The organism is Aliterella atlantica CENA595, assembly GCF_000952155.1.
GTDB lineage: Bacteria > Cyanobacteriota > Cyanobacteriia > Cyanobacteriales > Chroococcidiopsidaceae > Aliterella > Aliterella atlantica.
Map to the genome: position 1 here is coordinate 89499 of NZ_JYON01000010.1, position 15710 is coordinate 105208.

At 40.7% G+C, this 15710-nt stretch carries 14 protein-coding genes; 5 read left to right on the forward strand and 9 right to left on the reverse strand.

The window, feature by feature from the left end; all coding sequences use genetic code 11:
* Positions 1 to 94: 94 nt before the first annotated feature.
* From UH38_RS11375 to thrC, 8 genes are all read right to left on the reverse strand, one after another.
* Positions 95 to 862, reverse strand: coding sequence for an alpha/beta fold hydrolase (locus UH38_RS11375; RefSeq protein WP_045054767.1), 768 nt, complete (start codon positions 860 to 862; stop codon positions 95 to 97).
* 27 nt (positions 863 to 889) lie between these two features.
* The gene (locus UH38_RS27215; protein ID WP_200892396.1) at positions 890 to 1387 is read right to left on the reverse strand and encodes a class I SAM-dependent methyltransferase; all 498 of its coding nucleotides are present in this window, start codon (positions 1385 to 1387) and stop codon (positions 890 to 892) included.
* Positions 1388 to 1471: 84 nt separating this feature from the next.
* Positions 1472 to 1696, reverse strand: coding sequence for a hypothetical protein (locus UH38_RS27220; protein ID WP_200892397.1), 225 nt, complete (start codon positions 1694 to 1696; stop codon positions 1472 to 1474).
* 6 nt (positions 1697 to 1702) lie between these two features.
* Complete coding sequence (gene fldA, locus UH38_RS11385) at positions 1703 to 2215, reverse strand: flavodoxin FldA (RefSeq protein WP_045054768.1); 513 nt, start codon at positions 2213 to 2215, stop codon at positions 1703 to 1705.
* Positions 2216 to 2255: 40 nt separating this feature from the next.
* Complete coding sequence (locus UH38_RS24805) at positions 2256 to 2771, reverse strand: cupin domain-containing protein (RefSeq protein ID WP_052672349.1); 516 nt, start codon at positions 2769 to 2771, stop codon at positions 2256 to 2258.
* Between the two features lie 637 nt (positions 2772 to 3408).
* Positions 3409 to 3909: a DUF4112 domain-containing protein gene (locus UH38_RS11395; protein WP_045054769.1), complete on the reverse strand. Its 501-nt coding sequence runs from the start codon at positions 3907 to 3909 to the stop codon at positions 3409 to 3411.
* Positions 3910 to 4000: 91 nt separating this feature from the next.
* Complete coding sequence (locus tag UH38_RS11400; RefSeq protein ID WP_045054770.1) at positions 4001 to 4918, reverse strand: YihY/virulence factor BrkB family protein; 918 nt, start codon at positions 4916 to 4918, stop codon at positions 4001 to 4003.
* A gap of 370 nt (positions 4919 to 5288) precedes the next feature.
* On the reverse strand, positions 5289 to 6380 hold the full coding sequence (thrC, locus tag UH38_RS11405; protein WP_045054771.1) for a threonine synthase: 1092 nt from the start codon (positions 6378 to 6380) through the stop codon (positions 5289 to 5291).
* A 258-nt stretch (positions 6381 to 6638) separates the two neighbouring features.
* Between thrC and UH38_RS11410 the strand changes: the two genes are divergently transcribed.
* The gene (locus UH38_RS11410) at positions 6639 to 6824 is read left to right on the forward strand and encodes a hypothetical protein (protein WP_045054772.1); all 186 of its coding nucleotides are present in this window, start codon (positions 6639 to 6641) and stop codon (positions 6822 to 6824) included.
* Positions 6825 to 6837: 13 nt separating this feature from the next.
* On the opposite strand, the gene UH38_RS11415 is transcribed toward UH38_RS11410, so the two are convergent.
* Positions 6838 to 9162 carry a hypothetical protein gene (locus tag UH38_RS11415; RefSeq protein ID WP_045054773.1) on the reverse strand — a complete coding sequence of 775 codons (2325 nt, stop codon included), beginning with the start codon at positions 9160 to 9162 and terminating at the stop codon, positions 6838 to 6840.
* 334 nt (positions 9163 to 9496) lie between these two features.
* Between UH38_RS11415 and UH38_RS11420 the strand changes: the two genes are divergently transcribed.
* From UH38_RS11420 to UH38_RS11435, 4 genes are read left to right on the forward strand one after another with little or no spacing between them, the layout of a single operon-like run.
* Positions 9497 to 10288 (forward strand): hypothetical protein, encoded by a 792-nt coding sequence (locus UH38_RS11420; protein WP_045054774.1) that lies wholly within the window; start codon positions 9497 to 9499, stop codon positions 10286 to 10288.
* Between the two features lie 17 nt (positions 10289 to 10305).
* Positions 10306 to 12330 carry an ATP-binding protein gene (locus UH38_RS11425; protein ID WP_045054775.1) on the forward strand — a complete coding sequence of 675 codons (2025 nt, stop codon included), beginning with the start codon at positions 10306 to 10308 and terminating at the stop codon, positions 12328 to 12330.
* Positions 12331 to 14943: a DNA translocase FtsK gene (locus UH38_RS11430; RefSeq protein ID WP_045054776.1), complete on the forward strand. Its 2613-nt coding sequence runs from the start codon at positions 12331 to 12333 to the stop codon at positions 14941 to 14943. It begins immediately after the preceding gene.
* Positions 14944 to 14954: 11 nt separating this feature from the next.
* A complete protein-coding gene (locus UH38_RS11435) occupies positions 14955 to 15647 on the forward strand; it encodes a cytochrome b/b6 domain-containing protein (protein WP_045054777.1) in 693 nt (230 codons plus the stop codon).
* Positions 15648 to 15710: the final 63 nt, after the last annotated feature.

Here is a 15710-nt window from a genome sequence, read left to right on the forward strand (position 1 = left end):
ATAATATCAAGTTATTTAAGAAGTGCTACTACATTTTTACCGCCACCACAATAAGTTGCAAACTCAGAGCTAAATCTCACTGCATCTGCTGGAGTTACTCAACAAGAGGCGAAGTTACTTGATGTTCCAAATAATTTGATGAGTAGTTATTCTGACTTAATAAGAGCGATCGCCAAAAGCTTAAAATCTGTTCTCCTGTCTGTTGAGGATAAAAGTAATGAAAGAAATAGCGTCCACCTGGACAAACCCACAGTGATGCATCATTGCTGAAATACTGCTGCCAACTGCGAAGTTGGTGTGCATCAACAACAACATCATCTACACCCCCACATACTAGCAGAGGCACAGCTACTTGAATCGGTGTCAACTTCAAGCACTTGGCAAGACTATGAGGAGACAGAGAATAGTCAAGATCCTGCCCCAAAATCTTCACCAACGCCTTTGTCATCGGTAGAGACGAGCAGCCAAACAACATATCCACCATGCGAGTCAACAAGATTTGGCGGCTACAGGGTAAAAGGTTGCGCTGGGTGTAGTAATATGCCTGCCAATCTAGCGCAGGATACGCACCAACAGACAGTAAAGTAAGCGATCGCACTCTTTCGGGATGTCTTTGAGTATATAGCAACGCCAACAACCCGCTAACTCCGTGACCGATCAGATGAATGGGGCGATTGCTATGTTTTAAATAGTCATGCAGCAACACTAATGCAGCATCCAGGGAACAAGGTTCATCAGGCGAGAGTTGATATTCCCAGCAAGCAATGGAGGTGTGTTGGGCAAGAGATTGTAGCAACGGGCGATCGAATACTTGCAAATGCGGGCTGGCATTTAGGCAAAGCACTTCAGGCAAATTAGACATGATTATTTGGTATAGGTTGATGAGTGTCTACGCTTTTCCAAGTTGCGCGATCGCTAGGCGGTAGGCATTGCGTAGCACTGGTAGCGAAAAAAGAATTCGCTCTTTTAGTGAAAATCGCTGCCAATATTGAACGGGCAAGTCACCGAAGCGAACGACTTCTAAAACTTGATAGCGATCGTCCCAGTCTTGAATTTTACGCACATCGGAAATATGCCAATCAAATCTGCCAGCCATTTTGTTCATAATGTCGTGTCGTTGTTGATTCTTTGCCATTAGAGATGACATCGAATCAAAGGCAAATAATGCGCCTGGAAAATGCTGCATCAAGTTGGCAAATAGTTGCTTGACTTGGATCAACACACCCTCGCATATAAATAGGTAAGGTGCATTGTTAGTTGCTTTTACTTGAGCAATCCAATCGGTATCAAGTGCAGAAGCAGCAATCAATTTACGACGGTCGCTCGATGAAAAAAATGATTGCCGAATCGCGATCGCATCTGGCAAATCAAGATCGAACCAGCACACCTGACCGTTATCAACTCTCTCAAAGCGGGTATTGAGTCTGGCTCCAATTTCAATTACAGTGGCTTGTGGATTTTGTTCGAGAAACTACCGCACCCAGTTGTCAAGAATTAATCTCCGCAAACAGCAACCAATTTGAGAACTTTTGGCGTGACTAAACTTGTCAAAGTCATAGTCGATTGCTGCCATGATTTCAGCAGATTTTGGGTCAACAATAATAGGATTGCTTTGCTCTTTTTCAACTGCTCTTGCCCATAGAGGAATCAGCAGTGTTTCTTGTATTGCACCTAGGGCTACTTTTGTTTTAGGCATGATTATTTACACCCCAAACTCTCGCTTCAGTTGGGCAACCCAAGTATTGATGCGTTCATCAGTTAGTTCGGACTGATTATCTTCGTCAAGGGCTAATCCAACAAATTTGCCGTTTTTGACTGCTTTGGACTCGTTAAAGTCATAGCCATCGGTTGACCAATAACCAACCGTAGTACCACCTAATTGAGAAATCTTTTCTTCCAAAATGCCCATTGCATCCTGGAAATTGTCGGTATAACCAATTTGATCGCCAGGTCCAAAATAAGCTACCTTCTTGCCGCTAAAATCAATGCCGTCTAATTCGTCATACAAGCCTTGCCAATCGGCTTGCAGTTCTCCAATGTTCCAAGTAGGGCAACCGACAATTAAATACTCATAGCTTTCTAGTTCAGCAACTTCAGTATCCGCAATGTTGTGTAGTGTAACGATATCCTCCCCACCAAATACTCTTTGCATTGTTTCAGCGATCGTTTCGGTGTTGCCCGTTTGCGTACCAAAAAATAAACCAATTTTAGTCATATCAACTCCTTGCTAATTGTGAGACTAGAAAAAATTTCAGTTACAACGTAATTGACCAAGCTTTTTCGGGTAAACCGGAATTAGATTCGCAACGACTGAGCAGAACAACGAGGCTGGTTTGTGTCTGCAAGGTATGAGGCATCTGCGCTGGAATGAAGATAAACCGTCCAGGTTCAAGGAGAATAGTTTCTTGATTCAATGTCAAATTGCCTTGCCCTTCTAGCACTGCGATCGTCACGTCCTTGTCATCGCAGATTTCTGGCAGTTGAGTTTCTGCACCTAAACTCATTAAATTCTGTTGATACAAGGTTTGCTGTTCGTGAGTGTATTCAACAATCTCGAAATTAATTACTTGCCCAGAGGCGACGCTCGATGGCAATAGTTGAAGATTAAATGGTCGATCGATAGCTGTTGTCTGAACCATAATGAATGCCTTTGAATAATCAGGTTTTTGAGACGGATTGCCTACAGTTGAGAGGCAACTTATCGACGAAATATTCATGCTCGCGCGATCGCCTAAATTAAGTGCTGCAACCGATGCGATCGCGCCACCCATTCTCCTAAACTGGGTTATTTAAAACTTGCTTGTTGAGAATTATCCTCAATTAATTAAGAGGCATCTTAACATGACTGTTGCGACAATTTACGATTAAGCATAATTAAGAAATATTAAGATAGCAGGACTCAAGTAAAGGAACGCCTGTGTCTGTCTCTTAGTTTCTCGAACAAATGCGACCTAGCCCAATATGTGGCAGAGATGTCGCCATAGCCGCAGTTGCAGGATTATGCTGTTCTGTGGCAATATCCCCAAAAACTTTGATAATCACTTGCAAGTAATTTTAGGGTCATGTATTGTTCTTGCCAAGTTTTATCAAGAATAGATTGCAGTAATTTACTGTTATTTGCGATGTTATTGATGAAACCTACAAACTCAAGTTCCTATCACCAGATAAAACTTAGCAAAAAAGTATCTGTGCCTAGATACAAGGAGAAAATTCTAGGCACAAGGTAGGGCGAATGTACTCTCCGATCTAGGAGCGAACAGTCGGCGATCGGCGGTTGAGTAAAGGGAAAATGGGTTTCAAACGCCCTTTAAAGATATGGCAAGGCGGCTTTTTATTAGGTGTGTTTTATAAAATCGAGGTAATAATGATACCTATTTTTATTAAATTAATGCTATTTCTCTGTAAACTTTAGCCGCTTACAGCTTGAATTAGCAGTCTGATAATGAAAATACTTAAAGTCAGTATTCCTATACTAAAAACAAGCAGACCTGCTAATAAGAAAAAGATAAACCAACGATTCTTTTTCTCTATTTCTGGAGAGATATTTAAATGTGCTTCTAATAGTTCGATATTTTTTGTATTTGCTTTCCAAGCGAAGTCAAATAGATCGCCTAATACTGGGATTGTTCCTACTGCACTTTCGAGGACAATATTAGACACCATACGCCCTAATGTTTCTTTTGGCAGACCCATACGCGCTGCTTCCAAGACAATATAAGCAGACAAAGCTGTACCGATAAAATCTCCTGCTCCTGGGATAATACCTAAGATTGGATCTAAACCAACGCGGAATTTTGTGCCAGGAATACCGATCGCATTATCAAGCAAGCGGCTAAATTTACGCAGGCGTTGTAAGGTAGCAAGTTTAGACTGAGTTGCCAAAGCAGAAAGTTGAGAAGTTTGTGACATAGATGTGCATTATAGGTGTTAATGCTATCCAAGCATAATCACATTTTATTTGTGTTGTACCTCTAGCCAGATTTAACAGAAAATTATAACTTTAGAAAGAACGATTAATTTTTGATTTTGAGGGATTTAATTGCTTATTAGCTAAGTGCGATCGCATTGCTTCGCCAACAGTCACATTCAACTGATCTCCCACCAGTAGAACTACAGCGCTCATATACAACCACAACATCAAGACAATTACCGCCCCAACTGCGCCGTAAACTTGGTTGTAGTTGCCGTAGTTAGACACGTAGAGCCGAAATAAACCAGAGACTATCGCCCAAGAAACAGCCGCTAAAACTGCACCTGGCATCATTGGCGTACCAGGGTCCCACTTGCTCGGTCCGTAGCGGTAGACAAAGGCAAAAGCTGTGGAAACAATAGCTAATGCTAGGGGCCATCTCAATAGTTGCCATATCACTAACACAATATCTAGACCGCTTTCGCGGACAAAAAACTTCAGCAACCAGTCGCTAATAAAGATTAAGAAAGAAGCTATTACTAATAGTGCGATCGTGCCAATAGTTAAACAAATAGAAATAAGTTTAGACTTCCAAAACGGGCGAATTTGGGTAGGAGGAATTTTGTGAATTTGGTCGAGAGCGTTCATCGCCGCGCTTAAAGCTCCCGAAGCTGCCCAAATTGCGACTAAAAAACTGATAGAGAATAAACCACTATTTTTTGTTTGAGTTATTTGTCTAGCAAAGTCACGGATTAATACTAATGCTTCATCTGGTGCAACCTTGCTTACTTGAACTGCTAAGTCTCTAAAAAACGATTGCAAAGACTCCTCAAACAAGCCAATGGCAGTAAGCACAGCTAAAATAGCTGGAAACAGCGATAACATTGCGTTATAAGCAATTTCCGAAGAGAATCCAAATAATCGCCGTTCGCCAACGCGGATAGCAGTTTTTTTGATAGTAGCCCAACGCAAGTAACCAAAAAACCGGAAGAAGCGAATTTTGAGCATAAATGCGATCGCGAATGAGGTTAATCTACGGTCTACTCGCATTAGAATTCTTGCACAAGTATAAGGCAAATATAATTCGCGTCTCCAAAAAGGCGCGTCCGCCTGTGCGGACTGGTAAAAATTATAAATAAATTAGTTAAAAGGTTTTGCCAGAACCAACAAGCACGAACCTCATAACTGGTAACTGGTCAAGCTGCAAAGCGGCAATTCGCGCTCTTTGTAATGCGCGAAGAACGCACGTTATTATCCCATGACTGAAGGTATGGGGCTTGAAATATAATGCTATGCATTTTGTTTCTCCATCAATAAATTAAGGGATTTGTAAGTTTCTTAAATTACGAATTACGAATTACGAATTATTTGGTCACTGTTAAAACCCCATTGCCTCGGCTACAGCTTTAAGTTCTGGTGCTATTCCTTGTTTAAATGAACTTTGGCTGTGTTTAATGGCGGTATCTGGATCTTTCAATCCGTTACCTGTCAGGACGCATACTACTGTTGCACCTGTGGGGATTTGGTCTTTGACTTTTAATAGTCCTGCTACAGAAGCGGCGCTAGCAGGTTCGCAGAAAATTCCCTCTTGTGAAGCTAAAAGGCGATACGCGTCTAAAATTTCTTCGTCGGTGACAGCGTTAAATTGCCCTTGACTTGCCGATTGTACGGCGATCGCTTTTTCCCAATTTGCGGGGTTGCCAATGCGAATTGCTGTGGCTAACGTATCTGGATTGGCTACTTTTTGCCCAGTAATCAAGGGCGCTGCACCCGCCGCTTGAAAGCCCATCATGCGGGGTAAGCGATCGCTTTTTCCAGTGGCGTGATATTCGCAAAAGCCCATCCAATAAGCTGTAATATTGCCTGCATTACCGACTGGAATGCACAGCCAATCTGGGGCAGTGCCTAAAGCTTCGACAATTTCAAAGGCAGCAGTTTTTTGTCCTTCTAATCTGTAAGGATTGACAGAATTTACCAAGGTTACAGGATAGCTAGTCGCCATGTCTCGGACTATATGTAACGCTTGGTCAAAATTACCTTTGATTGCTAATACTTCTGCGCCGTACAATAGTGCTTGCGCTAACTTACCTAATGCTACGTAGCCATCAGGAATCAGCACAAAGGCACGCATTCCGCCGCGTTTGGCATAAGCTGCGGCGGCGGCTGAGGTGTTGCCCGTACTCGCACATATTACTGCTTTTGCCCCTGCTTCTTTTGCCTTGGAAATTGCCATTGTCATTCCTCGGTCTTTGAAGCTGCCTGTTGGGTTAAGCCCGTCATACTTGACTAAGACGCGCACTTGTCTGCCGATTTGCGCTTCAATGGCAGGAGCCGGAATTAAAGGCGTATTGCCTTCTAGTAAAGTTACAACTGGCGTTGTGTCTGTTACAGGCAAATAAGGGCGGTAGGTTTCAATTAGTCCAGCCCAGGATTGTTGGCGAGATGTAACGGTAGGCAAGCTTAGAGTCACGGGTCTATTGGTAGCTCAGTAAATTGTAAGCGATCGTTCAGCAATTAAATTTAATGCTTCTTGCTTCTATTTTACTTGCGATCGCTCTATGTTCCTGTTAACTTTTTGGCAGCCAATTCTAAAATCGACACACAAAATACGGATTATGTTGAGTGTTCGAGTTAGAATAACTACTTGGTGTGAGTAGGCATAATTACTATGTCAACTTGTATGTCCAATCGTTCGCATTCTCTGTCGTTAACAAACAAGTCCCAGTCTGTGAGTACACTTTCCGCAACAACAACCGATCGCCCTGATACTATTTCTGCCAAAAAAGTCCCCTATCAGGATGTAGTGCAAGCTCATTATCTGGATTTAGAAGCAGAAATTGAGTTGCTATTGCAGCACTTGCAAAGCCTTAGTCAACAACGGCTAGAGCCTACAAGTCAAGAGCAGAACGATTAATTGCTCTTTTGGCTCACTCAAAACGCTGGCTCAAAGTTGACCAGCGTATAATACTGTATTTTCCTGCCTCCTCAATTAATAATGCTGGCGGGGCAGTATCTTGTAAGTCGGCGATCGCGCTTACCGTTCCAGTAGCGCTACTAAATTCGCTATACATTAAATCCCCACTTCCAGCAAAAATCATCGTACGGTTGGGCTTTTTCTGTTCGCCTGCACGTTTGTCTTGTTTTGTCAAGTTATTAATTACTGGTGGAGAGATAGTCAAAACAACTTCAGATTCTCCATCCCCAGTCAAATCGATTAGCTGAACGGGGAATTGTCCTAGTTGTTGCTGCAATTGTTCAAAATCAGGGACTTCTTTACCGAGACTGGGATGAGATTTTTGCAATTCTCGCCAGATATTAGGGAGAAATTGCGTTGCATCTAATGTTTCTTGTTGGATAAATTCTTTGAGGGTAATGGGCGCTGGCTCAATCCATTTTACTGCTTCAGCACTTAGAGCTAAAGTTGGGGCAGCTTTAGGATCGATCGCGCCATCAGTTGCAGTCAATAATCGCAATCCGTTTTGCAGTTGCACAGCTTTGACAGTAGCAGAAGTCGTTTGTTGTTGCCCATCTGGAAGCTTGATTGCAAGCTCGATTTTGGCATCTATATCTAAACCCAACTTTTTCCAGACAAACTTAGCAGGCTCTTTCTCTGGGAGCTTGAGATCGCTAAAAGGTTGCCTTTGCCAGCGTTTACCATCGTGATAGGCAATTACTTTGATTTGCTGCCATTGCTGCGTAGTTGAGTTATCAGTTGCTTGTGGTATTTGCAACCAGTCAGCTAAGTTAGGATTGGCGATCGCTTCGGCATAGCCAATAATGCGGCTAGTGCGTGACATCGGGTTACTGTCTGAATAATCGCCATTTAGCCTTTTTAGTAGCTTATCTATGTATGCAATGTTTTTTGGAGTAGCTTGGGGTTGCTGTTTAAAATTGGCGATCGCATTTTGGTGTCCTTCTTGAGCGCCGAGAAGTAATGCTGCCCAAGCTTGGACTTCTAAGCGGTTGGGGTTGACTTTTAAGGCTGCATCTATGCGGTTTCGCAACCGTCCTGAATCGTTGACTAAAAGCGTTGCAACTTCTTGAGTATTTTCTGGTGAAGCTTGAAATACTTGTAAGCCTTTTTGCCAGCGACCGTCAATTAAGTTGGCTAAAACTTCTTGGCTGGGACTTGCCCAAGCGCTTTCGGCTTGCTTTTGAGTGTATTTGGCGTATAAACCTACTAGATCGATTTGGGCTTGAGCCGCTGGTGATATTTTGCCTTTACGCTGCTGTTTGATAGATTTTAACCATTGCCATGCGGGAGTCCACAAACCGTTACGAGCAAGAAAAATAGCATCGCTATAAGCACGAGTTTTTATTGCTGGTGGTTCTAGAGATATTGGCTCTAACTGGTATTGGTCTTCAGCATCTTGTGCTGGTTTTACTTGGTAAACTTGCAATTGCGGTTCTAAGTCGCTAGTGCGATCTACAATCAATTCTGGTAACTTACTGCCTGTTATTTGCTGCCATTTGGGGATTTGTCCTGTAGGGCTAGTCCAAGTTAATGTTAAATCTAGGTCGTTGCTAGTGGGGCTGTAATGCAGTATATGACCGTAGGCGTTCGCATTTGTGGCTTGTTGGCGTTCGCCGAAAACATATAGCCATATTCCAGGCGGTGTAGCGCCGATAAAGCGCTGGAGTTGAGTTAAGGGTAAAACCTGCGTCGAACCGTAATTAGGAGTGTCTGGATCGACCATAGGAGCGATCGCAAAGGATTCTTCTGGTCCTATTATCGGTAGCTGGCTAATTAGTTGATAGGTATTTTCTTCTAGTTGCAGGGGTATTTGGAGGTTATTTACAGCTAGTTGGTATAGCCTTAATTCAAATATTTCTTGACAATCGCTTTGGCAGTTTGCTCGTTGCTTTAAGATCGGGATAACTAACGATTTGGCAATTAAGGTTTTAGAGTCAGTTTCTAGGGTTATAGGTTCTCCAGGAATTTGTCCTTGTTGGCGCAGATGAGTTTGAATTTGGGTGAGGGTTTGCGGTGCGTCTTCTGATTCGACTACAGGGATTTGCGCCCATTTGGGGAGGAACTTGTTTATACCAACTGCTGCATTGGGATTGATAAATAGTTGCAAGCCTAGCCATGCGCCCCCAACGATTAAACTAACACTTGTCAAGATTAGCGCGATCGCTAGTAGCGAATTTCCCCAACTATGTTTTTTTTTAGCAGATATAGGGCGGTGAATAATTGGCGGTGGAAGGCTTTCGATTGCTTGTAGTCTTTGCTTGCGCCGTTTATTTCTCATTTAGAACGGTCTAGAAATTTTGCTAGTTACGGGTTTGGAGTGTTCCGTTCTAAGTCTATGGCGATTTAAACTGATTTGGGGTAAATTCGCGGCTTTGCTTTTTGAACTTTGGATGAACTTTTGGGCAGTTTGGGGCTACAACAGATTAGACCTTTTATATAAGCCTATAATTCATCGGACAAGGGGGACTACAGGGGGATAGGGACAAGGAGACAAGGGAGAAAAAGATGGGATTGTCTACTTTTGCAAGAAGTCTATTGTGGTTAGGTTGGGGAGGAGGAACCGCCAACCCCCCAAGTATGCCAAGGTAGGAAGTTATTGAGGGTTGCTTTGTATGGATTTAAGTGAAGTTAAGTTTGTTTTGAAGTTGCTTGGTTTTCCTGATTATCGAGAAGCGTTGACTAAAGTTAAGCCTAATTCTCAAACTTCAGCAGCAGAGCAAAAGCGCATTTGTCAGCAATTGCTAAAGCGTGAATTGGTTGCTATTTCTGATGAAATTAGTAAGTTTAAAATTGCTGCTCCTGGTAGGGCTTTATTGAAGTTAGAAGCGACGCAAGTACCTATAACGTCTCAGGAGTTAAAAATTCTTAAATCGTGCCAAAAAGCAGCGATTACGCCTGGTAAAACTGGTATTCCTGCAGCAGAAGCGCAGGGACTAATTCAGGGTTTGGCGCAAAAGGGACTGATTCAAGTCAATGAAGCAGATAGAAAAATTAAGGAAGTTTGGCTGACACAACAAGGACTAGATTATTTGAGAAATGAATACGTCCCCAAGGGTACTGCGACTATTAGTTTAAATTTGCTTAACAATTATCTACGTTTTTTGCGTGCTTCTAATCCTGAAGTATTGACTAAACCTAGCGATGAAGAGGTTTTGCAGACTGTTCGAGATTTAGATCGAGAACTACATACAGATAATTATTTACCAATTTTCTATCTAAGGCAGAAGTTACAGCCACCTTTAAGTGCGGAAGAATTAGAACAAGCACTATACAGATTAGAAGGAAACGACAAAATAGAATTAAGTGCGTTAGTAGAAGCAAGTCGTTATGAACCCGCACAAGTTAATGCTGGAATTAAGCAGCGTTCGGGTAGTCCGCTATTTTTTATTAAATTTATTGCCTAAATACTAATATCCTCAGCATGACATCTATCGATCGCCTAATTCTGCAAAGTACCAATCCTTTTGATAATTACCGTTCGGTTAATTTTTGGCTTAACGAGCAAGATGATGAACCTGTAGTTGAGTCTATTCATCAACAGGCAGTATCTACAGTAGCAGAAACTTTGGCGCAAGTAGCAGGAGATTGCCTGACGCGCACGTTGATGTTATCAGGCGATCCTGGTTCGGGTAAAACTTATTTGTTAGGGCGATTGCAGAAGACTTTAAACGATCGAGCTTTTTTTGCTTATATTAGCCCGTTTCCGCAAAGCGATCGCATTTGGCGGCATATTTTACGTTACACGGTAGAGAGTCTGGTAAAAGTTCCCCAAGGACAAAAAGATTCTCAATTGATGTTATGGCTAAAAAGTTTGTCTGTGTTTACTAAGCGCACTGTAAAACAGCGAATTTTGCAAGATAACTTTTGGGAGGGATTAACAAGCGATCGGCAAAAGTTTATCAATCATCTTAAAAATAATTATAAAAGTTCAGGTATTTATAATCAAGATATATTTTTTGGCATATTATACGACTTAATTAATCCTAAAAAGTACAATTTAGCTTGTGAATGGCTGCGCGGCGACGATTTGAGTGAAGAATCTCTCAAAGAGTTGGGTATAAAAACTTCTATTGATACAGAAGAAGCAGCTTGTGAGACTTTATTTAACTTTGGCAGAATTGCTCAAGAAACTCAGCCGATTGTACTATGCTTCGATCAGTTGGAAAGTATTGCTCGTTTACCTAATGGACTGCTCGATCTACAAATTTTATTTAGCATTGTAACCAAAATTCACGGTGACAGTAAAAACTTCTTGGTAATTATTAGTATTAGTACAGATACTTGGCGACAAAATGAAACTTATATAGATCGATCGCATAAAGATAGAATTGATATACAAACTTATTTAAAACCTATAGACTTAGTTGTAGCAGAAGCAATTTTAGCAACTCGCTTACACTTTTTGCATCGTCAATCCCAGCCGCAACCAGAATCAAATATTTATCCTATAAATCGACAGGATTTGATCGAACAATTTCCACGCAAAAAAACAAACCCTAGAGAAATTCTCATTTTTGGACGAGATGTACTGCAATCCTATAAAAGTTGGCTAATTTCGGGCAAAGAAGCTGTATTTAAGCCTAGCGTAGAAAATGAGCAGCCAAAATTAGTAGTAAATTTTCAATTGAAGTGGACAAATGAATTAACTAAGGTTCAAAAACGAATTACTACACTTAACCAGCAATCATCTCCAGAATTAGTCAAAATGTTGCAAGAAGGACTAATTGCTTTAGGAATGGAGGATGTAAATAATCCATTTTTAAGAGCGACGAAGTTTGCTAATTATTCTATTAGTTATAAGTCACTTAGCAAGAGCGAATGTATAGGTGTTGTTTGGACGGAAGACCAAAATATGACTACTTTTTTTCATGTAATGGAAGCTTGTAGAAAAGCTATCGAGCAAAAAATGTGCAGTAGCTTGTATTTAATTCGCAGTGCAAAACTAGGTAGTGCAAATAATAAAGGTTATAAGATTTACACGCAAATTTTTAATTCTGATAATTGTCGTCAAATTCAGCCAGATATTAACTCAATTCATATTTTGACTACATATTACGAGTTAGTTAAAGATGCGCGAGAGGGAGATTTAATTATTGGTAGCGAAGTTGTTAATCTAAAAAAGCTTAAAGAAGTCACCCGCGAGGCAAAAGTATTAGATAAATGTACTTTATTGGAACAACTACAAGGCAAAGATACTACTGTTGTACCGTCACTATCTCCAGTTAAAGAGTTTTTGTTGAATATAGTTACAAATCAATCGTTTTTAGGACGAAAAACATTAATTCAAAATGCGCTCGACTACTTTCCTGACGTAAAGGAATCGCAAGTAGTTAAGCTAATACAGGAATTGTGTCAAGAAGAAGAAATTCAAATTGTCGATTCTAAAGCTAAATTAGCAGAACAGTTAGTTTGTTTAGTAGTAAAAAAATCTAATGTCAAAAATTAAATGATTTATTTAACAAAAGCTAATGAAATAACTATAGCAATTAATAAACTCGCCCTTAGTAAAATACTTTGGCTAGATACAGAAACGGCTGACTGGAAAACTCCTTATCCTAAAATATCTTTAATTCAAGCTGCAAACGATATCACGGATATAACTGGAGATAATACTTATATTTTAGATGTGCTAAATAAACCAGAGTTGGTTATGTATTTTATTAATCAAATTATGGTTAACTCTAAAATAGAGAAAGTTTTTCATAATGCTAGTTACGACTTAAAGTTTTTAGGTAAAGAAAGAGCAAAAAATATCACTTGTACTTGGCAATTAGCAAAAAAATTAAGATACAAATCTAACATAATCACTCAATTACCTAATTTAAAGCTTAAAACCTTAGCTGAAGAACTTTGTTATTTTACTAATGTAGATAAGAGCGAACAAGCAAGCGATTGGAGACAACGCCCGCTCACAAAAACGCAGCTAGAATATGCCAAAATGGATGCGGTATATTTAGCACAAATACATCGCCGTTTGCTAGAAATAAGCGAACAAAATAGTATAAAGCTAGAGAGAAAATTTGCTAATTATTCTCATTATTGTTCTTTTAGCGTTACTAAAGTTAGAGTAGCTTTTGAATGTCCGCGTTTATTTTATTTAGGGCAGCGTTGGGGTGGAAATATAACGTTTTTGCCAGGAAATAATTCATCAAGAATAGGTACGCAGTTTCATCAATTAGCCGATAATTTTGCATTTGTTGCCAAACAGGATGATAGGTTTAGCTTATTACTTAAACCAGAAGTAGAAGAGTTGAAGGTAGATGCGATCGCCCAACAGATGCAACAGTTATTCTACGAACTATCTTTTTTCCCTCATTTGCAAGCAATAGTAAAAACAAATCCAAGCAAAGCAAACACTCTATACCAACTTTGGGAAGCTTTAAAAAGGCTGATTTACTATTGGGCAAAATTATTAGTTGAAAAGAGACGCTATTGCAACTATACAGATGTAATTAGTAAGACTTTAATTACACTTAAGCCTACTGTCAAACACTCTTTTCAATTAGCAGATGGTACGCAGCAATTAGTTCAAGGACGTTTTGATAGTATAGTTTATGATTTTGCTAATCATCGCCTTCGTGTGGTGGAATACAAAACTTATCTTGCTGTAGATAAATCAGCACAGTTAGCGCAAGTTGCTCTCTACAGCTATATGCTGAAAGAAAAGCTAGGAGTACCAATAAATTCAGCAGTATATAGCGTTTTACCTAATTGGGAAGAATTAATATTTACTGGTGATGAACTGGAAAAAACAGTACATCAGCTAATTCCCCAAAAGCTGCAACAGATGCGCCAATGGATTGCTTGGGAAGCACCTCAACCTAATCCCCCACCGCCAACAACTCAGCCAGAATTGTTATGCAATATTTGTCCGCAAAAAACTAAGTGTCAAAGCTATTTTGAGCCTAATAGCGAATCAAAAAATATTGTTTCTCAAAGCATAGAAACTCCTCAGCCTACCACTCAAAAACGAGTAATTGTTGCAAGCAGAGAAGATACCCAACCTAACAGCCAAAAACAAGAAACTGAAGTAGATGCGATCGCTCACCAATTAGTAGAAACTCTACAATCATTCAAGCTTGGTGTCGATTACTTGGGATCTGTAGTAGGTTCAGCATTTATTCGCGTCAAGCTAAAACCTCATTTGGGAGTAAAGTTTAGCTCTATTGTCAATACATCTCAAGACTTAAAAGTACATTTAGGCATAGCAAACATACCTTTAATTGCGACTCAACCTGGCTATATTAGTGTAGACCTACCGCGCCCCGATCGCCAAATTGCTAGTTTTGCAGAGTACATCACGCCTGCATCCCTACCACCTAACGCACCTGTAAAAATTGCGCTGGGCATAAATTTAGCAGGAAAATTAGTAGAAGCAGATTTAGCAGATCCTAATACTTGCCATTTTCTAGTTGGCGGGACAACAGGAAGTGGAAAAAGCGAGTTTTTGAGAAGTCTTCTGCTTAGTTTAATTATGCGCCATAGTGCCGATAACTTAAAAATAGTTTTGGTAGATCCCAAACGAGTAACTTTTCCCGAATTTGCTAATATACCTTGGTTGTACTCCCCAATTGTCAAAGAAAGCGATCGCGCGATCGCACTTATGGAACAATTAGTGAAGGAAATGAGCGATCGCTATCAACGCTTTGAGGCAGCAGGATGTGCAGACATAAGCACCTACAATCAAAAAGCCTCTCAAGTATTACCGCGTATTGTCTGCATTTTTGACGAATATGCCGACTTTATGGCAGAAAAAGACAGTCGCACTGCTTTAGAACAAAGTATCAAGCGTTTAGGGGCAATGGCAAGAGCAGCAGGGATTCATTTAATTATTGCGACTCAGCGCCCAGAGGCTAAAGTTGTTACCCCAATTATTCGCTCAAATTTACCAGGAAGAGTTGCTTTACGGACTGCTAGCGAAGCTGATTCAGCAATTATTTTGGGAGGTAAGCAAACCGACGCTGCTAATTTGCTAGGTAAGGGAGACTTGCTTTATCTATCTGGTGCTTCTATGTATCGCTTGCAGAGTTTGCTAGCTACAAGTATCAATATAGAATAGATGCGATCTGTATGAAATCTTCCCAACCTTATCAGCCGCTATTACTTCGCATATTACACGGGTTAACAGGGCTTTTTCTCATTGCGGCGGTTTTGACTGCTTTTTGGACTTATAACACTTACGATGGGCGCTGGGGTAAAATTCCTCTACCTAGTTACCCTGAAATTGAGGGCGTACATGGAACGTTTGGGCTGTTTACTCTGCTTATTTTCCCTGTATTTGTTGTTTACGCCTTCCAGCGAGGGCAAAAACGATTGATTCAGCCTGATTCGCTAGCTAAGTTAACTCAATTTGGCAAACCTATTTGGTGGTACACCTTAAACCGCATTACTAACACAGTGGTAATTGTGGCGCTTACTTTTGCCCTGTTTAGTGGCAAGATGATGGATGAAAAATGGCTGCCGAATGGAGAACTCAACCATTTCTGGTACTACGCACATCTGATTGCATGGCTAATTATGGTTGTCTGCGTCGCCCTGCATCTGTTGATGAATGCTAAAGTTGGGGGGATGCCTTTGCTGCTGTCGATGCTGAGTTGGCGGTTTCGGGCTAAGGATAGTCCTGCATTGTGGGCTAATAATATTATGATGTGGTGGTGTTTGCCACTAACTGCGAAATTTAACTGGTTGCAGTCTGCTTCTCGTCTTGAAGTAGTTGTGCTGGTGAGTATTGTTGTTGCTTGGGTTGTTTCGGTATTAAAGTAGCAATATGGGGCGAACGCAGATGGACGCGGATAAACGCAGATGAAACACCCACGCTGCTTTACT

Coding starts and splice junctions, on each gene's coding strand:
- UH38_RS27220 (WP_200892397.1), bottom strand. CDS start 1,696: ATGCCTAAAACAAAAGTAGCCCTAGGTGCAATACAAGAAACACTGCTG.
- UH38_RS11425 (WP_045054775.1), top strand. CDS start 10,306: ATGACATCTATCGATCGCCTAATTCTGCAAAGTACCAATCCTTTTGAT.
- UH38_RS11375 (WP_045054767.1), bottom strand. CDS start 862: ATGTCTAATTTGCCTGAAGTGCTTTGCCTAAATGCCAGCCCGCATTTG.
- UH38_RS11435 (WP_045054777.1), top strand. CDS start 14,955: ATGAAATCTTCCCAACCTTATCAGCCGCTATTACTTCGCATATTACAC.
- UH38_RS24805 (WP_052672349.1), bottom strand. CDS start 2,771: ATGGGTGGCGCGATCGCATCGGTTGCAGCACTTAATTTAGGCGATCGC.
- UH38_RS11400 (WP_045054770.1), bottom strand. CDS start 4,918: ATGCTCAAAATTCGCTTCTTCCGGTTTTTTGGTTACTTGCGTTGGGCT.
- UH38_RS11420 (WP_045054774.1), top strand. CDS start 9,497: ATGGATTTAAGTGAAGTTAAGTTTGTTTTGAAGTTGCTTGGTTTTCCT.
- UH38_RS11395 (WP_045054769.1), bottom strand. CDS start 3,909: ATGTCACAAACTTCTCAACTTTCTGCTTTGGCAACTCAGTCTAAACTT.
- UH38_RS11430 (WP_045054776.1), top strand. CDS start 12,331: ATGATTTATTTAACAAAAGCTAATGAAATAACTATAGCAATTAATAAA.
- fldA (WP_045054768.1), bottom strand. CDS start 2,215: ATGACTAAAATTGGTTTATTTTTTGGTACGCAAACGGGCAACACCGAA.
- UH38_RS11415 (WP_045054773.1), bottom strand. CDS start 9,162: ATGAGAAATAAACGGCGCAAGCAAAGACTACAAGCAATCGAAAGCCTT.